General features: G+C 50.3%; 24 protein-coding genes and 1 tRNA gene. 18 read left to right on the forward strand and 7 right to left on the reverse strand.

The genetic code is table 11. The annotated features are described in order from the left end of the window. Positions 1-9: 9 nt before the first annotated feature. From WC772_04710 to rseP, 13 genes are all read left to right on the forward strand, one after another. On the forward strand, positions 10-1,863 hold the full coding sequence (locus tag WC772_04710) for an AsmA family protein (GenBank protein ID MFA6170053.1): 1,854 nt from the start codon (positions 10-12) through the stop codon (positions 1,861-1,863). Positions 1,864-1,931: 68 nt separating this feature from the next. After that, positions 1,932-2,276: a hypothetical protein gene (locus WC772_04715; protein ID MFA6170054.1), complete on the forward strand. Its 345-nt coding sequence runs from the start codon at positions 1,932-1,934 to the stop codon at positions 2,274-2,276. 118 nt (positions 2,277-2,394) lie between these two features. Next, a complete protein-coding gene (locus tag WC772_04720) occupies positions 2,395-2,559 on the forward strand; it encodes a hypothetical protein (GenBank protein ID MFA6170055.1) in 165 nt (54 codons plus the stop codon). Between the two features lie 84 nt (positions 2,560-2,643). After that, positions 2,644-3,171, forward strand: a complete 528-nt coding sequence (gene pyrE, locus WC772_04725) for an orotate phosphoribosyltransferase (GenBank protein ID MFA6170056.1) — start codon at positions 2,644-2,646, stop codon at positions 3,169-3,171. A 26-nt stretch (positions 3,172-3,197) separates the two neighbouring features. Next, positions 3,198-3,270: transfer RNA gene (locus tag WC772_04730), tRNA-Thr, on the forward strand. A gap of 93 nt (positions 3,271-3,363) precedes the next feature. Next, positions 3,364-4,563: an elongation factor Tu gene (tuf, locus tag WC772_04735; protein MFA6170057.1), complete on the forward strand. Its 1,200-nt coding sequence runs from the start codon at positions 3,364-3,366 to the stop codon at positions 4,561-4,563. Continuing rightward, positions 4,564-5,895, forward strand: a complete 1,332-nt coding sequence (locus tag WC772_04740) for a VanW family protein (GenBank protein ID MFA6170058.1) — start codon at positions 4,564-4,566, stop codon at positions 5,893-5,895. Next, positions 5,864-6,682: a UDP-3-O-acyl-N-acetylglucosamine deacetylase gene (gene lpxC, locus WC772_04745; protein ID MFA6170059.1), complete on the forward strand. Its 819-nt coding sequence runs from the start codon at positions 5,864-5,866 to the stop codon at positions 6,680-6,682. The genes WC772_04740 and lpxC overlap by 32 nt, the downstream gene beginning before the upstream one ends. A 12-nt stretch (positions 6,683-6,694) precedes the next feature. Next, positions 6,695-7,966, forward strand: coding sequence for an acyl-ACP--UDP-N-acetylglucosamine O-acyltransferase (gene lpxA / locus WC772_04750; protein ID MFA6170060.1), 1,272 nt, complete (start codon positions 6,695-6,697; stop codon positions 7,964-7,966). Continuing rightward, complete coding sequence (gene lpxB, locus WC772_04755) at positions 7,963-9,099, forward strand: lipid-A-disaccharide synthase (protein MFA6170061.1); 1,137 nt, start codon at positions 7,963-7,965, stop codon at positions 9,097-9,099. The genes lpxA and lpxB overlap by 4 nt, the downstream gene beginning before the upstream one ends. A gap of 223 nt (positions 9,100-9,322) precedes the next feature. Further along, complete coding sequence (locus tag WC772_04760) at positions 9,323-10,426, forward strand: DegT/DnrJ/EryC1/StrS family aminotransferase (GenBank protein ID MFA6170062.1); 1,104 nt, start codon at positions 9,323-9,325, stop codon at positions 10,424-10,426. Next, positions 10,423-11,340, forward strand: coding sequence for a Gfo/Idh/MocA family oxidoreductase (locus tag WC772_04765; protein MFA6170063.1), 918 nt, complete (start codon positions 10,423-10,425; stop codon positions 11,338-11,340). Before WC772_04760 ends, WC772_04765 begins: the two co-directional genes overlap by 4 nt. Beyond that, complete coding sequence (gene rseP / locus WC772_04770; GenBank protein MFA6170064.1) at positions 11,334-12,380, forward strand: RIP metalloprotease RseP; 1,047 nt, start codon at positions 11,334-11,336, stop codon at positions 12,378-12,380. Before WC772_04765 ends, rseP begins: the two co-directional genes overlap by 7 nt. On the opposite strand, the gene folD is transcribed toward rseP, so the two are convergent. From folD to rpmH, 7 genes are all read right to left on the reverse strand, one after another. Continuing rightward, a complete protein-coding gene (gene folD, locus WC772_04775; protein ID MFA6170065.1) occupies positions 12,363-13,217 on the reverse strand; it encodes a bifunctional methylenetetrahydrofolate dehydrogenase/methenyltetrahydrofolate cyclohydrolase FolD in 855 nt (284 codons plus the stop codon). The two genes, rseP and folD, sit on opposite strands and share 18 nt — an antisense overlap. A 70-nt stretch (positions 13,218-13,287) precedes the next feature. After that, on the reverse strand, positions 13,288-14,598 hold the full coding sequence (gene mnmE / locus WC772_04780) for a tRNA uridine-5-carboxymethylaminomethyl(34) synthesis GTPase MnmE (protein ID MFA6170066.1): 1,311 nt from the start codon (positions 14,596-14,598) through the stop codon (positions 13,288-13,290). Position 14,599: 1 nt separating this feature from the next. Beyond that, entirely contained in the window at positions 14,600-15,226 is a 627-nt protein-coding gene (gene jag / locus WC772_04785; protein MFA6170067.1) for an RNA-binding cell elongation regulator Jag/EloR, read from the reverse strand. A 15-nt stretch (positions 15,227-15,241) separates the two neighbouring features. Then, positions 15,242-15,877 carry a YidC/Oxa1 family membrane protein insertase gene (locus tag WC772_04790; protein MFA6170068.1) on the reverse strand — a complete coding sequence of 212 codons (636 nt, stop codon included), beginning with the start codon at positions 15,875-15,877 and terminating at the stop codon, positions 15,242-15,244. Between the two features lie 65 nt (positions 15,878-15,942). Continuing rightward, positions 15,943-16,152 carry a membrane protein insertion efficiency factor YidD gene (gene yidD / locus WC772_04795; GenBank protein ID MFA6170069.1) on the reverse strand — a complete coding sequence of 70 codons (210 nt, stop codon included), beginning with the start codon at positions 16,150-16,152 and terminating at the stop codon, positions 15,943-15,945. Then, a complete protein-coding gene (rnpA, locus tag WC772_04800) occupies positions 16,140-16,478 on the reverse strand; it encodes a ribonuclease P protein component (protein ID MFA6170070.1) in 339 nt (112 codons plus the stop codon). The genes yidD and rnpA overlap by 13 nt, the downstream gene beginning before the upstream one ends. Then, on the reverse strand, positions 16,468-16,605 hold the full coding sequence (rpmH, locus tag WC772_04805) for a 50S ribosomal protein L34 (GenBank protein MFA6170071.1): 138 nt from the start codon (positions 16,603-16,605) through the stop codon (positions 16,468-16,470). The genes rnpA and rpmH overlap by 11 nt, the downstream gene beginning before the upstream one ends. 114 nt (positions 16,606-16,719) lie before the next feature. Between rpmH and dnaA the strand changes: the two genes are divergently transcribed. The 5 genes from dnaA to gyrA all read left to right on the forward strand — a co-directional run bounded on the left by dnaA (position 16,720) and on the right by gyrA (position 24,218). Beyond that, the gene (dnaA, locus tag WC772_04810; protein ID MFA6170072.1) at positions 16,720-18,090 is read left to right on the forward strand and encodes a chromosomal replication initiator protein DnaA; all 1,371 of its coding nucleotides are present in this window, start codon (positions 16,720-16,722) and stop codon (positions 18,088-18,090) included. 195 nt (positions 18,091-18,285) lie between these two features. Continuing rightward, positions 18,286-19,422 carry a DNA polymerase III subunit beta gene (gene dnaN / locus WC772_04815; protein ID MFA6170073.1) on the forward strand — a complete coding sequence of 379 codons (1,137 nt, stop codon included), beginning with the start codon at positions 18,286-18,288 and terminating at the stop codon, positions 19,420-19,422. Further along, positions 19,422-19,724 (forward strand): DUF721 domain-containing protein, encoded by a 303-nt coding sequence (locus WC772_04820; GenBank protein MFA6170074.1) that lies wholly within the window; start codon positions 19,422-19,424, stop codon positions 19,722-19,724. The genes dnaN and WC772_04820 overlap by 1 nt, the downstream gene beginning before the upstream one ends. Next, positions 19,699-21,660 carry a DNA topoisomerase (ATP-hydrolyzing) subunit B gene (gene gyrB / locus WC772_04825; GenBank protein MFA6170075.1) on the forward strand — a complete coding sequence of 654 codons (1,962 nt, stop codon included), beginning with the start codon at positions 19,699-19,701 and terminating at the stop codon, positions 21,658-21,660. Before WC772_04820 ends, gyrB begins: the two co-directional genes overlap by 26 nt. Then, entirely contained in the window at positions 21,660-24,218 is a 2,559-nt protein-coding gene (gene gyrA, locus WC772_04830; protein MFA6170076.1) for a DNA gyrase subunit A, read from the forward strand. The genes gyrB and gyrA overlap by 1 nt, the downstream gene beginning before the upstream one ends. Positions 24,219-24,228: the final 10 nt, after the last annotated feature.

A 24,228-nucleotide genomic window follows, 5' to 3' on the forward strand; every position in this document is an offset into this window, starting at 1 on the left:
CGATTATTTATGAAGAAGACCTTAAAATGGATGGCGATCGTCCTTGGCGTTGTTTTCCTTTTCCTGGTGATCAGTGTCTTCGCTCTTCCCTTCTTCCTGCCGCTCGATAAGATCAAGGACTTCGCGGCCGCCAAGATCTCGGAAACGATCCACCGTGACGTGAAAATCGAGTCGGTTTCTTTCGATCTTTTCTCCGGTATCCGCCTAAAGGGCCTGTCGGTCGGCAATCGCCCGGGTTTCGCCGATCAGCCATTTATCACCGCGGAGTCGATCGATCTCCGTTATGCCTTCTGGCCCCTCTTTTCCCGCCAGATCATCGTCAAAGAACTCCGGCTCGTTAAGCCGATGATTCTGGTCGAAAAAGGACGGAATGGCGAATTCAATTTCTCCGACCTTACGGCGGCTAAGCCGGGCAAAGAACCGGCTAAGCCAACCCAAGCAGGCAAGCCCCCGTTCGAACTCTACGTTTCCAGCTTCTCGATCGATCGCGGGCGGATCAGCTACTTCGATCACGGCGCGGGAACAAAGAGCGAAGTTAAGGATCTCAAAGTCAGGCTCGCCGGCTTCGAACTGGCCCTGATCAAGCCGATCGATTTTAACGCGTCCGCGATTGTCGCTTATAACGGGAAAGAGATCCCGCTTGGCCTCGGCGCTAAAATCGGGTTTAACCTGGTGAAGGAGTCGATAAACATTTCCGAGCTGTCGCTGGCCGTCGCCGGCGAGTCGATAAACGGGGCGGCCTCTCTTTCCGCCTGGAAAATCGCCCCTCACCTCGACTTCACGCTGGCCTCTAAAGGGATCGAGGTCGACCCGCTCCTCCTTCTATTCGCCGGCTCCGCCCCCGCCACCCCGAAAAAAGCCCTGCCGGGGGAATTAACAAAGACCATCAACCAAGCGGCCAAGTCTCTTCCCGCCAATGTCAGCGCCAAAGGGGAGATCGCGATCGACAACCTGGTCTTTCAGGGTTTTAAGGTTGACAAGATCAACGCCGGGATCAAACTAAAAAATAAAGTCGCGTCCTTAAATTTAAAAGAGATCAGGATCTATAGCGGCGTCCTCTCCGGCCAAGCTAGGGTCAACCTTAATGTCCCCGGACTTCAATATTCAGTCGCCGACTTAAAGCTCTCGGGCTTCAACGCCACCCCCTTCATCAACGCGCTGGCGGCCGGGCCACTCGCTTCGCTCCCTGACAGCAAAGATCTGATCAATAAAGTTTACGGGCAGCTCGATCTTGGCGCCACTCTTTCCGGTAGCGGCGTAGAAATGCCCGCCCTGCTTAATAACCTTACCGCCCAAGGGTCCCTTTCTTTAAAAAAAGGGGCGCTTAAACGGCTGAAGATTATTGATGCGATCGCCGAGAAGCTGGGGACGACAGCGCTGAAGCAAGATCTTTCCCTGCAAAGCCTGACCGCCGATTTTTCTTTCGGTAAAATGACGGTCGGGATCAAGAACTTCAACCTGGCCGACAACGATTTGAATATTAAGTTTAACGGGAATATCAATTTGGCCGCGCAAAAGTTCGGGGAAGGAACTCGCCTTGTTCTGCGAGCCTCCCCCACCGCGACCAAGGGCCTCTCCCGGGAATACAACCTGTTGCGGGACAAGGACGGCTGGCTGGAAGCGACCTTTGAACTCCGGGGCGACTTGAAAAAGCCCTTCCCAATGCCAATCCTTCTCAAGCCATTGGAAACCGCCGTCGGGAAATTAAAAGTTAAGGTTGACGCGAAAAAAGTTGAAATTGAGAACAAAGCCAAGGAAGAAGCGGCCAAGGCGGAAGCCGAGGCTAAAGCCAAGGCCGAAGAAGAGAAGCGGCGCCTCGAAGAAGAGGCAAAAAATAGTCTAAAAAACCTGTTTAACAAGTAATTTTTAGCCCCCCTTTTTACGCAAGTTTTCCTCTCTTACCCCCGATATATATATGGAGGCGCAAATGTATGAAAAATGCCTTAATTATCGCGTTTTTAATTGTTCTGACTCTTCCCGGGCTGGCCGCTGGGAAGATGACCGAGATCCCGGTTAAGGAGCTGTACACCGCTCCATCCGAGGACTCCAACCTGGTCCTTTCTATTCCGATCGAGGTCAAGATGCTCGACATGTCGGCCGATGGAAATTGGTATAAAGTTAAGATCGCTTATAACCTTGGGCCTTTCAGTTATACCTATATCGGCTGGACCAAGATCCCGGTCGGCGATATTATCGTTGAACGGGAACGGAAAGCGGCTGAAAAACTGGCCGCGACCGAAAACAAAATCGAAGACAACGCCCCAACGGAAAAATAACCCTTTTTGGGTTGATTGCTTATTTAAGCAGCTACTTCATCCTGTTGGGGTTTTTTCTTGCCTAATTATCGGTCAATTGCTATAATCCCTCCAGCTGTTCAAGCAAAGGAGGGATTTTATGGTTGCTAAGATCATTAAATCTTTGATCGGTCTTGCCCTGGTCATACTCGGCGCCTGGCTGGTTTATCTTTGGAGGGTTGACCTGCTTACTCTGATCCGCGGCGGCCTCGGCTTGTTTCTGGTCCTCTGCGGGCTGATCGCCTTCGCCCTGATTGCCGACTAACGTTTTCAAATTTTTTATAAGGGCCGTCAATTGTGGCGGCCCTTATATTTGCCCGTCGCGCCGCTCTTTGCTATAATCTCCCTCATGTCAAACAAAGAAGCCCTGCTTGCCCTTTTCACGGAAGCCGCCGCCGTTAAGACCGGCGATTTCGTTTTAGCCTCCGGCAAGAAAAGCAACCTTTATATTGATTGCCGGCGGATCACGCTTCATCCCCAAGGGGCCAAACTGATCGGCCGGATCATCCTCGAAAAGATCAAGGGGCTGCGCGTAGACGCGATCGGCGGTTTGACCCTGGGGGCCGATCCAATCGCTTCCTCGGTCGTTATGTTGAGCGACATCCCCGGCTTTATCGTCAGAAAAAAAGAGAAAGAACACGGGACCAAGCAAAAGATCGAAGGACATCTCCAGCCGGGCTGGAAAGTCGTCGTCGTGGAAGACGTTTCGACCAGCGGCGGCTCTGCCCTGCAGGCAATCGAAGCGGTTGAGGCGGCCGGGGCGTCGGTCCTTAAGGTCATCTCGGTCGTCGACCGCGAAGAAGGGGCGGCCGAGGCCCTTTCCCGTTACGATTTCGACCCGATCTTAAAAAAATCGGAGTTCATAAACCAAGCTTAATCTGTTATAATTAATTTTTCCGCCGGGCCCGTGTAGCTCAGTTGGTAGAGCACGTCCTTGGTAAGGACGAGGTCACCGGTTCAATCCCGGTCGCGGGCTTTTTTTGGCCCAAAAGATTGACATTAGCGGCCCGTTTAGGTATAATTTCACGCTATATTGAGTCGATAAATAAATTTACGGAGGTAAGGTAAAATGGCAAGAGAAAAGTTCGAGAGAAAAAAGCCCCATCTTAACGTCGGGACGATCGGTCACGTCGATCACGGGAAGACGACCCTGACGTCGGCTATCACCAGCGTGCTGGCAAATGCCGGCATGGCCAAGGCTAAGAAATTCGACGAGATCGATTCGGCACCGGAAGAAAAGGCCCGCGGTATCACCATCGCGATCGCTCACGTCGAATATGAAACCGAGAAAAGACACTACGCCCACATCGACTGCCCGGGACACGCCGACTACGTCAAGAACATGATCGTCGGAGCCGCGCAGATGGACGGCGCGATCCTGGTCGTTTCCGCCGCCGACGGCCCGATGCCCCAGACCCGCGAACACATCCTGCTTGCTCACCAGGTTAACGTTCCCAAGATCATCGTTTTCCTGAACAAAGTCGATATGGTCGACGATCCGGAATTGATCGACCTGGTTGAAGTCGAAACCCGCGAACTCCTGACCAAGTATCATTTCCCGGGCAATGAAATTCCATTCATTCGCGGCTCCGCCCTCAAGGCGATGGAAAACGCCACTAAACCGAAAGACTCCCCGGAAGTTAAGCCGATCTGGGACCTGATGAACGCGCTGGACACCTACCTGCCGGATCCGGAGCGGCCGCTGGACCAGCCATTCCTCATGTCCGTTGAAGACGTCTTCACCATTACCGGCCGCGGCACCGTCGGCACCGGTCGTATCGATCGCGGACGGGTCAAGGTCGGGGAAGAGGTTGAGATCGTCGGTCTCGGCTCCCACAAAAAGACTACCGTTACCGGGATCGAAATGTTCCGCAAATTGCTTGATGAAGGGATCGCCGGCGACAACGTCGGGCTTCTCCTGCGCGGCATCGAAAAAGAAGAGCTTCAGCGCGGCATGGTTTTGGCCAAATCCGGCTCGATCAAGCCGCATAAGAAGTTCGAAGCCCAGGTTTACGTCCTGACCAAAGAAGAAGGCGGCCGCCACACTCCGTTCTTCAATGGTTACAAGCCGCAGTTCTTCGTCCGCACCACCGACGTGACCGGCGAGATCAAACTCCCGGACAAAGTTGAAATGGTCATGCCCGGCGACAACATCGTTATGACCGTTGAACTGATCACCGACGTCGCGGTCGAGGCCGGGACCCGTTTCGCGATCCGCGAAGGTGGGAGAACCGTAGGTGCCGGTTCGGTTACAAAAATCCTTGCCTAATTGAAAAAGTTACTTGTTGCTTTAGCGCTGATCGCGGCCATTTCGGTAATCGTGACTCTGGCCCTGGTTTTTTACGATTACCTGCGCAGTACTGAACAGTTCCCTTACCGGACCTATATCGGCAGAGTAGATGTTTCGGGACTCGATCAGATCCAGGCTTACGAAAAGCTTGAGTCTTTAAAGGTTGCGAATGTTTACTCTGCCGTTGTCACATTTGAGGCCGGGACGCTGCTCTATTCCCTTGGTCCGGACACGCTGGGGGTCTACGTTAATTTTAAACAATCGGTCCAATCCGCCTTCAATGAACTCCGCAAAAAAGGCTATTTTAACAGTTTGAAGGAGCGGCTCTCCCGGGAAGCGATGCACTTTCCTGTCCTGCTGGGGGTCGAAGAAAAACAACTGCTTGAAGTCGTCACCGGACTCTACGCGGAAACCCTCTCGACCGCGAAAGACGCGTCAATCATCCTCGATGAGAGTACCGGGGGCTATCATATTGAAAGCGACGATCCCGGGCGGACCCTGCGGATCGTCGATACGATCAAAACTTTTCACTCGGAATTAGCCAAGGGGAAGAGCCGTTTCCCCTTAATCTTTGATTATGATCGGCCAAAGATCACCGAGGCGATGCTGCGGGCCCATCCGCCGGCCATCAGGATCGCCGCCTACACGACTTATTACGGCCGGCATGATTCGCCGAACCGGATCCACAATATTAAATTGATCGCTTCCTGGCTTGACGGGACCCTTTTATTGCCGGGTCAGGAATTTGTTTTAGGCGACGCGATCGGCGAGTTCACTCCGGAACGGGGCTTTAAAGAGGCGTTCGTTATTTATAACGGCGAGCTTGTTCCGATGCTGGGCGGCGGGACCTGCCAGATCGGAACAACCCTTTACAATGCCGCTTCGTTGGCCGACTTGGAGATCGTTCAGCGCTCCAGCCATTCCTTTTATTTCAACATTTACCCCTTGGGCCGCGACGCCGCCGTCTATCCGCCGGCCAAAGACTTAAAATTCAAGAACAACGCTCCCTATCCGATCCTGATAAAAGCGCTGGCAACAAATAAGCGCCTTTCTTTCAGGATCTACGGCACGCCGACCGGGAAGAAAGTTGAATTTTCGTCCCCCCAGGTTTTCCTGCTCGAGGTCGGGAGCGGTTATCGCCCGGCAACCGTCCGCGAGGTCCTTGAGGCCGACCGGCCGTTTAAAACCAATGTGATTCGCACGGTTTATGACGCGGAGAATAAAAAGTTAAAAGAAGAAACGATCAAGAGCTACTATAAGCTCTACGGGGAAAAATCAAATGTCCCTATCGCCCGCCCAGAATCAAGATAAGCAAAAAACCATCACCCGGCCTTTTTCACTTGAGGGGATCGGCCTCCATTCCGGAACGCCTTCCAAGATCACCGTGAAGCGGGGCGCCGCCGGAACAGGGGTTACCTTTGCCAAAAACGGCCGCTTGATCAAAGCGGACGTTAACAACGTCGAACAAACCGAGCGGGGAACGGTCCTTGGCGGGATCGCGGTCGTTGAACATTTTTTAGCCGCGGCCGCCGGCCTGGGAATCGACAATCTGCTCGTTGAAATAGAAGGGAAAGAGCTTCCGGCCCTGGATGGAAGCGCCCTCCCCTACGTCAAAGCCTTTGAAGCAGCCGGGACGGTTGAACAAGCGGCGCCCAAGAATTACCAGCTGATCGAGCGACCATTTCTCGTTGTCGACGGTGATTCCCGGCTCGAGGCGCTCCCCTTTCATGGATTTAAGATCGATTTTGTGATAATATTTAAAGGGCTTGGAGAGCAAAAGTGCAGTTTTGTCCTCGATCGCCGCTCATTTATTGAGTCGATCGCTCCGGCCAGAACTTTCGGCTATATCAGCGAGTTGGATTATTTGCAGGCCAAGGGGCTGGGGAAAGGGGCTTCGACCGATAACGCCCTGGTCCTAAACGAGAGCGGCTATGTTAATCCTCCCCGTTTTGCCGATGAACCGGTCCGGCACAAAATTCTCGACCTGATCGGCGACCTGGCCTTGTTAGGCCGTCCCTTGAAAGGCTATTTTAAGGCTTATAAGTCCGGGCACAAATTGAACGCTCAATTGGTTCGGGCTATCCTGGCCGCTTATTAAAGGAGGCTTCTAATGGTCATTGATATCAAAGAAATAATGAATACGATTCCGCATCGCTTCCCGTTCCTGCTCATCGACAAAGTTTTGGAGCTTGAAGAAGGGAAACGGGCCGTCGCCTTAAAGAACGTGACCATGAACGAAGCTCATTTTCAGGGCCATTTTCCGGGCCATCCGGTCATGCCGGGAGTTTTGATCATCGAAGCGATCGCCCAGGTCGGGGTTGTTTTGGCGCTTCGCGCGCCTTCATCACAGGGCAAGATCGTTTATTTTGCCGGAATCGATAATGTTCGCTTTCGGAAACCGGTCGTCCCCGGCGATCAGTTGATTTTCGAAGTCGAGACCGTCTGGATCCGCGGACCGCTCGGCAAAATGAAAGGCAAAGCCACCGTCAACAACGAAGTGGTAGCCGAGGGCGAATTCACCTTCTCGATGGTTGATACCGGCGAGGCCAAGGTCCATGCCACCGCCTCCGTCCACCCTACCGCCCAGATCGCCAAAGGGGTCGATATCGGACCATACGTCGTTATCGGACCGAACGTTAAGATCGGCGAAAAAACCAAGGTCGGCGCTTATTGCTCAATTTCCGGCCACACTACCATCGGCAAAGAAAACGTCCTTTATCAAGGGGTAACGATCGGCGTGCCGCCCCAGGATTTTAAATACAAAGGGGAAAAGAGCGAGATCGTTATCGGCGACAAAAATATTATCCGGGAGTTCGTCACGATCCATCTTCCTTCCGGCGAAAACGGTAAAACGACGATCGGCAACGAGAACTACATCATGGTCCACGCCCATATTCCTCATAACTGCCAGATCGGCAATCAGACCGTGATCGGCGGCTACGTCGGACTGGCCGGCCACACCGTGATCGGCGACCAGGCGATCATCGGCGGCATGGCCGGGATCCACCAATTCGTCAGGATCGGCCGCCTGGCAATGATCGGGGCCCAATCCAAGGTTACGCAAGATATCCCGCCGTTCATGCTTGTTGACGGCAGTCCCGCCCAGGTCCGCGGGATCAACTCCATCGGCCTACAGCGCCGCGGCGTGCCGATCGATTCGACCTCCGAAATCAAGAAAGCCTTTAAGTTGATCTACGAATCCGGCAAAAGCACCGCCGAAGCCTCCGCGGAGATGAAAAAACGCTTACGCCAACTCCCGGAGATCAAGCAAATCGTCGAATTTCTCGAAACCGAGAGCAAGCGCGGGATCAGCAAGAAAACGGCAATCGAAGAAGAGGCCGAAGAATTGATCCTCCCGGACATTCCAGAACTCGGCATATGAAGATAATGGTGTCGGCCGGAGAACTCTCCGGCGATTTACACGGCGCCTATCTTATCAACGAACTTAAAAGGTTCCTGCCTGACGCTTATTTTTTTGGGATCGGCTCCGAACGGTTGGCCGCCGCTGGGGTTGAAATCAAATTCGATCTCTCTCCCCGCAGCACAATCGGTATTCTGGAGGCTCTCCCGAATCTTCTGGCCCTCTACCGTTCTTTCAGGCGGGCAAAGTCGCTAATTCTTGCCGAACGGCCCGATCTTGTCATCCTGATCGATTCCCAAGGCTTTAATTTGCCGCTGGCGAAATTTTGCCGCGGCCAGGGGGTCAAAACCGTTTATTACATTGCCCCCCAGGAATGGCTGTGGGGAACAGATAAGGGGGTGGCTAGGGTTCTGCGCTCCGTTACCCGGGTTATCGCGATCTTCCCGAAAGAATACGAAAAGTTCCGCGCCTTTGGCGAAAATGTCGTTTATTTTGGCCACCCTTTGTTGGATATCGTTAAAGCTTCCGCCAGCCGGCCGGATTTACGCCGAAAATTTGACCTCGCCGGGGACCCGGTCGTCGCGCTCTGCGCCGGCAGCCGCGAGCACGAGCTAAAGACCCTTCTCCCGGTTTTAGTCGAGGCCGCGCGCCTTATGCGCCAAGCCAGGCCTGACCTTCAATTTATCGTGCCGGTCCCTGTCCCGCGTTTTTTAAATAACATTGAACAGGCCTTTTCCGGGCTCAACTGCATATTTGTCGTCAATAATTCTTACGACGCGTTGTCCGCCGCGGATCTTGCCGTTTGCGTTTCCGGAACGGTAACGCTCGAAGCGTCTTTGCTTGGCCTCCCTAATATTATGATCTACAAACTTTCCCGCTTCTCCTATTTTATCGGTAAATACTTTTTAAAAATCGACAAGAAAATTAAATTTTTCAGCATGCCCAATATTGTTTTGGATAAAAAAGTTATTCCTGAATTGATCATGGACCGAGCCAATCCTCTCGATATCGCAAAAACCGCCGGCGCTTTGCTGGCCAGCGCGGCCGACCGCCAGGCAATGTCGCGCGAATTTTCTCATTTGAAAGAACTTCTCGGCCGGTCCGGCGTCATCCGTCAAGCGGCAAAATCAATTTTCGACATTTTAAGTCATTAGCGGGTTTTCTTTTGCCGTTTTTTTCTCTTTTTTTCATCACCCAAGCTTGCTGTTCGATTCGCCGCCTCGTTTTTTATCCCGTTTTTATAGTATTTTTTTATTTCTTCTCGTTTATTTACCGCGATTTCTTTTTAGCCTATTAAGTGACGATTATTTTATCGCGCGCGCGTTTTTGCGGCAATATTTTTTTCTGATTTTAAACTTTTTATGTTATAATCACTTCATGTCAGTCCCATTCTTCGATATAACCAGGCAGAACAAGGCTAAACTTGCCGAAATTGAATCGGCAATAGCGACGGTAGTTAACTCCGGTCGCTTCATCCTCGGCGAAAACGTTGCCCAGCTGGAAAAAGAGGTGGCGGCTTACTCGAAATCAGCCTACGCGATCGGGGTCGCGTCAGGAACCGATGCCATTCACCTCGCTTTGCGCGCTTGCGGCGTAAAAGCCGGCGACGAAATCATCACCTCCCCTTTTACCTTCGTCGCAACCGCAGAAGCGATCAGCTATATTGGGGCCATCCCTGTATTTGCCGATATTGAGCCAAATACTTTCAATCTTTCGGCTAACCTGATCGAGAAAAAGATCACTAAGAAGACAAAGGCGATCCTCCCGATCCACCTTTACGGCCAATCAGCCGATATGGTGACGATTATGGCCCTGGCTAAGCAGTACAAGCTCAAAGTAATCGAGGACAGTTGTCAGGCGATCGGCGCTGAATACGCAAATCAACCGGTTAATTCGACCAGTGACGCTGGTTGTCTCTCTTTTTTCCCGACAAAAAACCTCGGTTGCTTCGGCGACGGCGGGATGGTCGTTACCAATAATCAAAGCGTCGCCGATGAGATCAAGGTCTTGCGCGGGCATGGAAGCCGCAAAACATATTATTATGATCTGATCGGTTATAACAGCCGCTTGGACGAGCTCCAGGCCGCGATCTTGCGCGTCAAGCTGAAAGAGATCGACCGCTTCGCCGCTTCACGTCGGAAAAACGCGGATTATTATTATTCCCGCCTCAAGAATATTTCCGGTCTCCGGCTCCCCGATCAGGATCCTAAGGCAAAACATGTCTTCAACCAGTTCACTGTCCGCTGTTCTAAGCGTGACGCTCTTTTGGCACACCTAAAAAAGTTGGGGATCGGCGCGATGGTTTACTACCCGCTCTCGCTTCATCTTCAGCCCGCGTTTTCTTTTCTTGGTTACAAAGCCGGCGACCTGCCGGAAAGCGAAAAAGCTCAAAGCGAGGTCCTTTCATTGCCGATTTTCCCTGAATTGACTGAAAATGAGCTGGACCAGGTCGCTTCTGCCGTCGAATCCTTTTTTAAATGATTAAAGGCAAAGGCTTGAAATTTGGGATTATTGGCGCCGGCGCCATGGGGCAAAACCATGTTCGGATCGCCGCCGGACTAAGCGGGCTCAATCTTGTCGGCCTGGCCGATAAAGATTTTAGCCTGGCGAGCGAAATCGCGGCTAAAACCGGCATCACCCCTTTTGCCGATTATCGGGAATTAGCGGCCCAGGTTGACGCGCTAAGCATCGTCACCCCAACTAAGACACACCTAACAATTGCCAGGGACTGCCTTGAGCTTGGCAAGCACATTTTATTGGAAAAGCCTTTTACCGGCGTTTCCACGAAGGCCCAAGAGCTCGCCGATCTGGCAAAAAGCAAAAATCTTATTCTTCTCGTCGGTTTTATCGAGCGCTTTAACCCGGCCTTTGTTAAATTACGCCGGTTGATCAAGGGAGAAAAGATTTTAGGGATCGACATTAAGCGCGTCAGTCCCTTCCCGTCCAGGATCACCGATACCGATGTTGTCTTCGACATGATGATCCACGATCTTGATCTTCTAAATGTTTTGGTCCCCTGGCCGATTGAAGAGGTTCGGGCGGAAGGGAAAAAAGTAAAGAGCCGGTTTTATGATCAAGTCGCGGCTACGATCGTTTACAAACACGGGGTCATTGCTCGGGTCGAAGGAAATAGGGTCGCCGAAGATCGGGTCCGGAAGATCTCCGTGACCACCGAAAAACTGGTCATTGAGGCCGACCTGTTAAATAAAGTTATTTACTTAAGAGATTTTTCATCACCTGTTCCGTCAACTACCCCAGTTGCCCCGGTCGATCAGTTAACCGCCGAGCTCGCTAGTTTTTTGGCCATGGTTAAAGGAAAATCTGTTGCCGATAATGATTCAGGTGCCGCAGTTAAAGCTATTCAATTAGCGGAAGAGGTAAAAAAAGCATGTTGATCAGCATTCTCTCCTTTGTTGTCGTCTTCACTATCATCGCAGTGGCTCACGAGCTCGGGCACTTAATCTGGGCTAAAAGAGTCGGCATTAGAGTGCTGGAATTTGGGGTCGGCTTCGGCCCCAAACTATTTTCCGTCACCCGAAACAGCACCATCTACTCCATCAATCTGATCCCGATCCTCGCTTTTGTCCGTTTGGCCGGGGAAAACGATACGGAGGAAGACCGCGCTGTCCCCTTGGAAGAAAGAATTCAATCTAAGCCCCCGATCCAAAAATTTAAAGCGGTTTTTGCCGGGCCAGGGATGAACATCTTTGTGGCCTTCTTGATCCTGATCATTTTTACCCTTTTTATGGGGTACCCCAAGGGGGCCAGTAATGAGATCGGGGTTATAAATAAGAACTCGGCCGCCGAAAAGGCCGGCTTAAAAGTTGGCGACAAACTATTGGCGATCAACAACAAACAATTCAGTAAAATGGAAGAAGCCATCGCCTTCATCCATCGGAGCCCGGAAAAATCCTTACGGCTGACCATTCTTCGCGACGACAAAAAGCTGGAATTATCGGCAACGCCAAAACATAATCCGCGACTTAAAATATCCTTGCTTGGTTTTTCCCCTAAACCATTATATGAGAAGGTTAGCCCCTTTGTTGCCGTTTATTTAGCCGGACAGCAAACTATCTTGATGGTCTTTTCTGTTGTTCTGGTCCTTTGGCAACTGATAACCGGCGGGGTTTCCTTGTCTGACTTGGCCGGCCCGGTCGGCATCGCCCAAATCACCGGCAAGTACGCCCAAACAGGCCTCGCCTCTCTCGTTTACTTTACGGCCTTTATCAGTGTTAACGTCGGGGTGTTAAACCTTCTCCCCCTACCCGCTCTTGATGGCGGTCGGATAATTTTCTACCTTTGGGAGATGGTGACGGGGAAACAAGTCAACGAAGGCTTTGAAAACCGGGTCAATTCGATCGGTTTTATGGTTTTATTAGCTTTAATGGCTCTAATTACCTTCAACGATCTGCTTCGGCTATTTCGCGGTCAATAGTTCGGCCGCTTTCAGGGTGTTTTTCAGTAGCAGGGCGATAGTCATCGGCCCAACTCCGCCTGGAACAGGGGTAATATAAGCCGCTTTCTCGATTGCTGCCGCATAATCAACGTCCCCGGTTAATTTTCCATTGATCTTGCTTGTCCCAACGTCAATGATCACAGCCCCTGGCTTTATCATTTCTCCGGTAATCAGCTTTGGTTGGCCAATTGCCGCGACTAGAATGTCGGCCCGCCTGGTGACCTCCCCCAAATCTCTTGTCCTGGAATGGGCGATCGTGACTGTCGCATGGCGCTGCAAAAGGAGGATCGCTGTCGGTTTTCCAACGATATTGCTCCGACCAACTACAACCGCCTCTTTCCCCTTAATGTCTGTCCCTGTGGATAATATCAGTTCAATAATCCCCTGGGGGGTACAGGCAACAAAGCCCCCCTCTTCCCCTTTTATTAGTTTACCCATATTGACCGGATGCAACCCATCAACATCTTTTTCCGGCAAGATCTCGTTAAGGATCCGAACCTCATCAAGCCCCTTAGGCAAGGGTAACTGAATTAAGATCCCGTGGACCGAACGATCGTTATTAAGCCTTTTAACTTGCTCAATGAGCTCTTTTTCCGTCGTTGACGCAGGCATCAGGACCGTTTCGGAAAGCATGCCGACTGCCGCGCAACCTAACTCTTTATTCCTAACATATGTTTTTGAAGCTGGGTCATCCCCAACCAATAAGACCGCCAGCTTAGGCGTCACGTTGTTCGCCGCTTTAAACTTAGAAGTCGCGGCCGCAATTTCCCCTTTGATCATTGTGGCAATCTCTTTCCCATTAATAATTTGTCCCATTACTTATCCACACTCCTTATCCACAGGCTGGAATATTGTTTCACGTGGAACACTTGCCGGTTATCGTATCTTACTTACCAATACAAAACTTGTCAAATATGTTGTTCAGCACTTCATCGGTCACTTCTTCCCCCGTAATCTCTCCCATGGCGACCAGGGCTTCTTTTATATCAACCGCGATCTCTTCGGGTCCCGCCCCTGCCAGGGCCGCCTTATGCCCCATTTGGACCGCCTTATGGGCCCTAATCAGGCATTCCTTGTGCCTTTCGTTGATCCCGCCATATTCCTCTTCATATAGTCCATTATTGACCGCTAGCTTGTTGATAATCGCGGCCTCAAGGCGGTCAATCCCTGTTCCCTTGGTCGCGGAAATCGCCAAGCCTTCCCCTTGATTTTTCGCCAAGTCAACCTTATTGTATACAACAATGGCCTTGCTTTGGTCAATCGCATTCATTATTGTCTCATCTTCCCTGTTTAATGGGTCGGTTGCATCTTTAAGCACCAAAACAACCTCGGCCTCTTCCGCCGCTTTTTTGGTCCTGTTAATCCCCAGTTCTTCAATTCTCTCTTTTGTCTCTCTTATGCCGGCGGTATCGATGAGGATAAACGGTAAGCCTTGAATATTAATCGTTTCTTCTATGGTATCCCTGGTTGTCCCTGGGAGGTCGGTAACGATTGCTCTCTCTTCTTTCAACAATCTGTTTAGCAGGCTCGATTTACCGACATTTGGCCGCCCAATTATGGCAATTTTTACGCCGTTTCGAATAATCTTCCCATAATTAGCCGTGTTAATATCTTTTTGAAGCTCTTGGCTCAATTCTTCAAGGGGTTTTATTGCGTGGTCGCCCGAAACATCATCAGGAAAATCAATCTCGGCTTCTATTGCTGATAATTGATCCAGTAATCTTCGCCGCTTTTCTTTTATGGCCCCTTTTAGCTTCCCTTCAACCTGCTTTCTGGCGGAAGAAGCGCTTTTCTCGGTCTTCGCCGTTATCAGGTCAACGATCGCTTCGGCCTGGGTTAAATCAATTTTTCCATTAAGAAACGCCCTCTTGGTAAATTCCCCTTTTGTTGCGCCACGCCCCCCCAGCCTTACGATCAGCTCGACCACCTGGCGAACAAGCTCCTGACTGCCATGGCAACTTATCTCAACCATATCTTCACCGGTAAACGAGCTCGGGCCTTGCAAATACCAGGCCATTACTTCATCGATCTTGGTCATTGTTTCCGGATCGATTATCCAGCCGTGATAAATACGGTGCGTTTCAATCGGTTTCTTGGGGAAAATTTGAGAGAGGATATCTAAGCTTTTTGGGCCGCTAAGCCTGATTATAGAAATAGTTGCCGCCCCTTTGGAGGCGGCAGCAACTATTGTTCCCATTTTAGCTCTTTTTTGGAGCGACAATTAACTTCCGGTCTTTTCCTTCGCCTTCGCTAAAGGTCTCGACCCGGCCATCTTCTTGCAAGAATAAATGGATTATTCGGCGATCACTCGCTTCTAGCTTCGGCATCGCTTTTTTCTCGCCGGTTTTGGCAACTTCATCCGCGACATCGGCCGCTAATCGTTGCAAGGCTTGTTCTCTTTTGTCTTTATAGCCGCCAGCATCGATCGAGATATGGTATCTTGTCCCCATAAACTTCCAAACCATCGCGTTTAACAAGGTTTCGAGAGATTTAAGCATTGATCCCGATTTGCCGATAATCCGGCCCATATCTTCTCCTTTAATGGAGATAACGACGCTTTCGCCTTTTTCTGAAGCGATTTCGGCCATAGCCATAAAACCCATTTTGTCCAACATAGTTTGTAGGATCTCTCTGGCCTCTTCCGCCCCGCCCTCTTTTTGGATCGCTTCAACTTCGGCCTCTTCGCCGCCGATTAAGCCCATCATCCCCGCTCGCCCTTCGTTAATGACCTTGATTTCAACCTTGTCTCTTTCTACCCCCAGGACCGCCAAGGCCGCCTTTGTCGCTTCTTCAACGTTTTTTCCCTTCATTTTTACTGATCTCATGGCTCCCCTCCTATTTTAGGCTTTCGCCTTAATACTTCTTAAAATATAAACCTGTTGCGCCCAACCAATTAGATTTGAAACAACCCAATAAATTTGCAAGCCGGCCGAGAAGGAAACACTAACAAAGGCGATGAATATCGGCATAATCCAATTCATTATCTGGGTTTGCTGGGTTGACCCGGCGCTTGGCATCGATTTCTGCATCAAAAATGTCGAAATCGCGATTAAAAAGATCATGATCATTGTCGGATCAGGCTTAGCAATGTTTTCCATCCAAAGAAAGCTTGTATTCGTACCGATCAAAGCAAGAAATTCCTTGCTTTGCAACGCGAAAAACAAGGCCAAAAACACCGGTATTTTCAGCAACATCGGCAAGCACCCACCCAACGGATTTACCTTTTCAACCTTATAAAGGTCCATCATCTCTTTCTGAAGCTGCTGGGGATTGTCTTTGTGTTTTTCCTGAAGCTTCTGCAGCGTCGGCTGAACCCGCTGAAGCGCCGCCATTTGCTGCAACGAAGAAGCAGTTAAGGGGTATAGCGCGATATTTACCGCTATTGTAAGCCAAATAATCGCCAACCCGTAGTTATGTCCCCCGATCGCGTAAAAGAACTTCACAACCTCGAGCATAATATTGACTAAATAGTCCATTTGTTTCTCCTTTTGGCTCATTGGCCATTATTGTTACCTGAAACGAAATGTTTCACGTGAAACATTTATGGAACCGGATCGTATCCCCCGGCCGAGAACTGATTACATCTTAAAATTCGCCTTGCCCCTAGTCCAAGCCCCCTAATTACCCCATGCTTACTAACGGCTTCATGGGCATAGACCGAGCAACTGGGATAAAATCGACAACAATTTCTAAGCCAGAGGCCTTTTGATTTTATATACAAATTTATTATAAACAGGGTCACTTTTTGCATAAGCCAATCTTTTCAGCCACCTTACTCATTTGATCCTCGTAATCGCTTATCTCTGCTTCATTATGTCTAGCCAAGATAACCACATCAACTTTTTTGGCTATATTATTAAGAATACCTTGATACGCCCTGACGATTTTTCGTCGTATTCGATTCCTTTTGACGGCATTCCCAACTTTTTTCGAACAGACCACGGTCGCCCGTTGTTTGCCCAGGAAGTTCTCTTTTGCGACAAGGGTGAATAGGGGAGTATTAAAGCGCAAATCGTTTTTATCCAGAACTTTTTTAATATCCTGGCTGTTGGAAAGTCTCTGTTTTTTAGGGAGCAAGCCGCTTTCTTCCTTTTTTCCGTCGGTTAGCCAGGACCCGGCGGCCGCCTTTGGTTTTCATTTTCGAACGAAAGCCATGGGTTGTCTTTTTGCTTTTAACGTGCGGTTGATATTCTCGTTTTGTCATAGTAACTCCTCTTTCCTTAATTATACTCAATCTTCTATAATTCTGTCAACCTTTTTTCGTCGATAACCCTTGAATATTTACGAATCCCTTGCTATACTCGCTTTCTACGCCTTTATGACATTAGATATAAATCTTATCTGGAACGAGATTCTTGCTTCATTGGAAAAAAGTCTTAACAAGCCGATCTATGAGACTTTGGTTACTTCCACGAAGCCGGTCGGGGTCAACCAAGGGATTTTGGAAATCGCCGTTCCCGGCGACGTGATCAAAAATTGGCTCTCCAAACATTGCGTCACCTTGCTGGAACAAGAAGCCCGCGCCATTAAGGCCGAGATCAAAGGGGTCCATTTTATCGTCGGCAGTGAGGAGCTGTTTACGACCCCGCTGATCGAAACGCAGGCGGCAATGGAAATGATTTCCAAAAAGCCGACCCGGCCGCCGAATCCGTATTTAAATCCCCGCTATTCATTTGAAACTTTTGTGATCGGGCAGGGGAACCGCTTTGCTCATGCCGCCGCTTTGGCCGTGGCGGAAAGCCCAGCCACTGCTTATAATCCTTTTTTTCTTTACGGTGGGGTAGGGCTCGGTAAGACCCATTTAATGCAGGCGATCGGCCACCGGGTCGAATCGCGGAACCCCAAGGCCAAGGTCCTGTACATCACGTCCGAAATGTTCACTAACGAACTGATCAATTCAATCCGCGACGACAAAACGGTTCAATTCCGCAACAAGTACCGCTCGATCGACGTCCTGTTGGTTGATGATGTTCAGTTTATCGCCGGCAAAGAACGGACCCAGGAAGAATTTTTCCACACTTTTAACGCGCTTTATGAAGCGAATAAGCAGATCGTGGTCAGTTCGGATCGCCCGCCTAAAGAGATCCCAACGCTGGAGGAAAGGCTCCGTTCACGTTTCGAGTGGGGATTGACCGCCGATGTTCAGGCGCCCGACTTCGAGACCAGGGTTGCCATTTTAAAGAAAAAGGCCGAGTTAAGCGGCATTAACATTTCCGATGAGATCCTTTCCCTGATTGCCAGCAAGATCATTTCCAATATCAGGAAGCTGGAAGGGGCCCTGATCAGGATCGTCGCTTTTGCTTCATTAAACAACGTTGATATTTCCATTGCTTTGGTCGACCAGGTCCTCAAAGACATCCTGAACGCCCAAAAGGAAGATCAGAATATTTCCATTGATCTCATTAAAAAGATCACCGCTGATTACTTCGGCATCAAATCGGAACATATCGACGCTAAAGACCGGACCAAAAAGATCGCCATGGCCAGGCAGGTGGCGATGTTCGTCGCCCGGGAAATGACCAACGCCTCCTTGCCTAAAATCGGGGCCGAATTCGGCGGCCGCGATCACACCACGGTCCTTCATTCCATTGAAAAGGTTAAGGCTGAATTGAAAGGGAACGCGGAGATCGGCGACGCGGTTAAACATGTCCGAAACAATATCAAGAAATACACACCCAAGCCTGTGTAAAAGCCTGTGCAGAACTTTTGTGCAACTAAGTTGTTCACAGTCGTTTATTAGGGTTGTTGAAATCGTTGAATAAATTTTAGCCCGGTTGCGGCCATGAAATGATTTATCAACATTTCTACAAACTCTTTTACTACTATTCTTAAATATACTATAATACTAAGGCCCTTGGACAAGTTGGATTAGAGGAGGAAGGATATGGAATTTACCTGCGAAAAAAAAGATCTGCAAAGCGGGGTTTCAACCGTTGAAAAGATCGTTGCGACCAGGAGTACACTGCCAATAATTGGAAACATCCTGTTCGAATTATCAAAGAACGGCTTAAAGCTTTCGGCCAACAATTTGGAAATGGGGATTGAACTTAACGTAAAAGCGAATGTTGCCAAAGAGGGTTCTTTTCTTTTACCAGCTAAGACTTTGAGCGGGATTGTTTCAAAATTACCAGACACCAGTGTTAATTTTAAGGTTGCGGAGAACAAAACCGTTAAGATCAGCTATGAAAACTCCCATTTTAATCTTCATTCTTTACCAGCCGATGAATTTCCTGCGCTACCAAAGATCAAAGAAGGCAAAACGATAACCGTTGATGCCAGAAGTTTTGCTTCGATGATCAAACATACAATCTTTTCCGTTTCCAACAGTGAAGATAAATATGTTTTGACCGGAATCCTGATCGAATTCGGGAAAAGCGGTATAAGCGGCGACACATCCAATATGAGGCTGGTTGCCACTGATGGCTATCGTTTAGCGAAAAGGGGCGAAAAAGTCGCTGGAGCGGCCGAGGGGATCAGTATAATCGTTCCTGCGCGGGCGATGAGCGAATTATTAAAAATTCTTGACAGCAAGAACTGCGACAATGTTAAAATAACGGTTTCCAATGACCAGGTCAGCTTCAATTGCGGCGAAGTTTATCTGGTTTCCAGAGTGATCCAGGGGAAATTCCCTGATTACAAACAGGTTGTGCCTAAAAAAAGCACGACTCTGGTTAAAGTCAGCCGCAAAGAACTGTTAAGCGCGGCTGAAAGGGCGGCGGTCATTGCTTCCGGTTCGGCCAATGTGACGATGTTCGAAGTCAAGAACGGTGAACTTCATCTTTCGGCTCATACTCCGGATGTCGGCAGTTTTGATGAAGGCTTGGCGGCCGAGATCAATGGGACGGAAAAGGTCAGGGTTTCGTTTAATGTTAGGTTAATATCCGATGTTCTGGAAGCGTTAACCGCGGAAAGCGTGATCGTGGAATTTTCTGAAGGGTTAAGTCCGGGGGTCATTAAGCCGGCCGATCAAACCGATTATTTATATATAGTAATGCCGATCAGGACCCAAGAGGCGGCGTAATGCCGGAGCAGGTCGGCAAGATCATTCAAAACGGCGATTTCGCCTGGGTGATCAGGAATTGCAATCTCCTGACCGTCTGGGAAAAAGTTATTGATGAAAGGGCGAGGAAACACACGGAACCGATCAGTATCCGTAATCGGGTGCTAAATGTTTCAACCTCGACCGCAACCTGGGCCTATGAGCTCTCATTTTTAAAAACACAGATCATCGCTAAGTTTAACGAGTATGCGGGCGAAGAAGCAATTTACGATATAAGGTTTAAAGCAGGAGGAATTGATGGCAAAGGAAAAAGCGGCCTCTAATTACGACGCGTCAAATATTAAGATCCTGGGCGGGATTGACGCTGTCAGGATGCGTCCCGGCATGTATATCGGCTCGACCGGCAAATCCGGATTGCACCACCTTGTTTATGAAATAGTCGATAACAGCATCGACGAAGCGATGGGCGGCTATTGCGACAAAGTGATCGTCACGATCCATAAGGACGACTCCGTGACCGTAGAAGACAATGGTCGCGGGATTCCCTTCGATATTCACCCGGACACCAAGAGACCGGCGGCCGAAGTCGCGCTAACAACCCTGCATGCCGGCGGGAAATTCAGCGACACATCATATAAGGTTTCGGGCGGGTTGCACGGCGTTGGCGTCTCGGTCGTTAACGCCTTGTCGGAATGGATGGAAGTCGAGATCCATCGTGACGGGAAAGTTTATACGCAAGGCTTTAAGATCGGCATTCCAGGTAAAGAGAAAATCGTGGCCGATAAAGATAAGGAACGGACCGGGACGATCGTCACCTTTAAGCCGGACAAGGATATTTTTGACGAAACCGTTTATGAATACGATATCATCAAACATCGCGTGCAGGAGATCGCCTTCCTGACCAAAGGGGTTGAGATCCAGCTGATCGACGAGCGCGACGGAGTCAGCGAAACCTTTAAATACGACGGCGGGATCGTTGAGTTTGTCGCCTTCATGAACAATAAAAAAGACGTGGTTTATACGCCGCCGCTTTATTTTTCCGCCGAAAAAGAAAAAATGTTCGTGGAAATATCGATGCAACACTGCAAAGAATACTACGACGAAAATATCGCCTCGTATGTCAACTGTATCCGAACAAGAGAGGGGGGAACCCACGTCGTCGGTTTCAAGTCGGCCCTCACCAAAGCGATCAACAGCTACGCCAAAAAGAACGAGATCTTAAAAGAAAACGAAATGCTTTCCGGCGAGGACGTCCGCGAAGGCTTAACCGCGGTCATCAGCTTAAGGCTTTCTAACCCGCAGTTTGAAGGCCAAACTAAGATGAAGCTCGGCAACGGCGAAGTTAAGGGGATCGTCGACTCGATCGTTAACGACGGGTTGAGCTTATATCTTGATAAAAATCCGGCCGTGGCCAAGGCGATGATCGAAAAATCGTTGGTCGCCATGAGAGTCAGGGCGGCAGCGAGAAAAGCCCAGGAACTGGAAAGAAAGAAATCAGCGCTGGACACCGCGACCTTGCCGGGCAAGCTGGCCGATTGTTCGGATTCCGATCCGGCCAAATGCGAGATCTTCATCGTTGAGGGGGACAGCGCCGGCGGCAGCGCCAAGCAGGGACGGGACCGCCGCTTCCAGGCTATTCTGCCGCTTAAAGGGAAAATCCTGAACGTTGAAAAAGCCAGACTGGACAAGATCCTGGCCAATAACGAGATCAGGACCTTAATTACCGCGATCGGTCCGTCGGCCGTTACCGCGTTAAAAGGGGACGGAAATTCAGAGAGCGAAAACGAGATTACTACCGAGGAATTAAAAAAGCGCCTGCGCTATCATAAAATAATCCTCCTTTGCGATGCCGACGTTGACGGCGCCCATATCCGGACCTTGATCATGACCTTCTTTTTCCGTTACGCCAAAGAGATCATCGAATACGGCTGCTTGTATATTGCCCAGCCGCCGTTGTATCTCTTGAAGAAAGGGAAGAGCCAGCACTGGCTCTTTTCGGACAAAGAGTTGGAAGTAAAAATGAAAGAGATAGGGAAAGACGGGATCACCCTCCAGCGCTATAAAGGATTGGGCGAAATGAACCCGGAACAGCTCTGGGACACGACCCTGAACCCGGAAACCAGGACCATGCTGCAGGTGACGATGGAAGAAGCCGAAGTGGCAGATGAAATATTTAAAGTTTTGATGGGGAGCGAAGTTGAACCGCGCCGGGAATTTATCGAAAAGAACGCTAAGCTAGTGAAGAGGTTGGACATATAATGGCAAAAAAAGAAGAACAAGAAAAGTTGTTTACTCCGAAGATCTTGCAGACGACGATCGAACACGAGATGAAGAGCTCCTACATCGATTACGCGATGTCGGTCATCGTTGGCCGCGCGCTTCCTGACGTCCGTGACGGTTTGAAGCCGGTCCATCGCCGAATCTTATTCGCGATGGATGAATTAGGCCTCCAGCCCGGCAAGCCCCACAAGAAGTCGGCCAGGGTAGTCGGTGAAGTCTTAGGTAAGTACCATCCGCATGGCGATAGCGCTGTTTATGAATCGATGGTCCGCATGGCCCAGGAATTTTCGCTTCGTTACCCATTGGTTGATGGCCAGGGGAACTTTGGCAGCGTCGATGGAGACTCTGCGGCGGCGATGCGCTATACCGAAGCCAGGCTTAGCCATATCGCGGTAGAAATGATGGCCGATATCGACAAAGAAACCGTCGACTTTGGGCCAAACTTCGACGAATCATTGCAGGAACCGTTAGTTTTACCGTCCCGTATTCCCAACCTGCTGGTCAACGGCTCTTCCGGGATCGCGGTCGGGATGGCGACGAATATCCCGCCTCACAACCTGTCTGAAGTTGTCGATGGCATGTCGGTCCTGATCGATGAGCCGGAAACGCCGATCGAAGAATTGATGAAGATCGTTAAAGGACCGGATTTCCCGACCGGCGGCCAGATCTGCGGCAAGCAGGGGATCAAAGACGGTTTTTCAACCGGCAGGGGACACCTGACCCTGCGCGCGAAGTTCGACGTTGAACGGGTGAAGGCCGGCAAAGAAGCGATCATCGTGACCGAGATCCCTTACCAGGTCAACAAGGCGGAATTGATCGAACAGATTGCCGACCATGTTAAGGAAAAAAGAATTTCCGGCATTTCCGACCTGCGCGACGAATCCGACCGTGACGGCATGCGTATTTATATTGAACTGAAGCGGGATGCTTCCCGCGATGTCGTGCTGAACCAGCTTTTCAAGCACACCAACATGCAAACCACCTTCGGGATCAACCTGGTCGCCCTGGTTCATGGGGAACCGAAGACCCTGAACTTAAAGGAGATGATGCAGCACTACTTGACCCATCGGGAAGAGGTAGTGACGCGGCGGACAAAATATGAACTGCGGCGGGCCGAAGAACAGGCCCATATTTTGGAAGGCTTGATGATCGCGGTTTCCAATATCGACGCCGTAATCGCGATAATCAAAAAGGCTAAGAATCCCGAAGACGCCCGCAGCGCCTTGATGGAAAAATTCAAGCTCTCAAAAATCCAGGCACAGGCGATCCTCGACTTGAAACTGCAGCGCCTGACCCAACTGGAAAGATTAAAGATCGAGGAAGAACTAAAAGCGCTGAAGAAGCTGATCGGAGAGTTAAAAGAGATTTTGGCCAGCCGGAAAAAGCTTCTCGGCCTAGTGAAAAAGGAACTGCTGCAGGTTAAAGAGAAGTTCGGCGATAAGCGGCGGACCGAAATCGTCAGCGCGGTTGAAGACGTCGATATCGAACAGCTGATCCCGGAAATGGAAGTCGTCGTTTTGATGACCCGGGACGGCTACGTGAAACGGGTCCCGGTTACCGCGTTCAAGGCGCAATTGCGCGGCGGTCGCGGGGTTTCCGGGATGAACACCCGGGAAGAAGACGAGATCGAGAACGTCTTTACCGCCTCCACCCATGCCTTTGTCCTGTTCTTTACAAACAAGGGGCGGGTCTTCAAATTAAAGGTTTACGATCTTCCCGAAGCGAGCCGTGCCGGTAAAGGGCAGGCGATCGCCAATGTCCTTCAGGTCGGCTCGGGCGAGCAGGTGACCGCGACCGTTCAGGTCGAATCATTTGAAGAAGAAGATTCATTCCTGATCATGTCGACCAAAAAAGGAATGATCAAAAAAGTCAGCCTGGCCGATTTTGCCAATGTCAGGAGAAGCGGCATCATCGCCATCAAACTGCGGCCGGACGACGAGCTCGGCTGGGTGAAGAAAGGGGACGTCAAGCAGGAAATAATCCTGGGGACGGCGACCGGCATCATGATCCGCTTCAGCCAGAAAGATCTGCGGCCGATGGGGCGCGCGGCTTCCGGCGTGCGCGGGATCCGCTTGAACGGCAAGGACTATGTCGTCTCCATGGATATTATTGCCGACGGGGGAGACCTGCTGGCGATCTCGAAAGCCGGGTACGGCAAACGGATGAAGCTTGATGAGTTTTCTCCCCAGAACCGCGGCGGCAAAGGCCACATCGCGATTAAACTGCGCGAAGGGGATGAAGTTTCCCAGATGAAGATCATCCATCCTAAGGACGAACTTTTGTTTGTAACCGCTAAAGGGACGATGAGCCGGCAAACAGCGGCCGGCATTTCCGCCCAGGGGCGCTATGCCAAAGGGGTCAGGATCCAGCGGGTCGATGAAGGGGACTATGTTGTCGACCTGGCCCGGGTGATCAGCGACGAAGAGGCTGGCGAAGTGATCGAAAAGGCGGTCGAAGACGAAGAAAAGCGCAAAGAAGAGATCCGTCAGAAGATCAAAGAAGAGCGGGAAAAGCTCCCGATCAAGAAGAAACGATAAAAAAGCCCTC

The organism is Candidatus Margulisiibacteriota bacterium, from assembly GCA_041661965.1.
In the GTDB taxonomy this organism is placed as follows: domain Bacteria; phylum Margulisbacteria; class WOR-1; order O2-12-FULL-45-9; family XYB2-FULL-48-7; genus XYB2-FULL-45-9.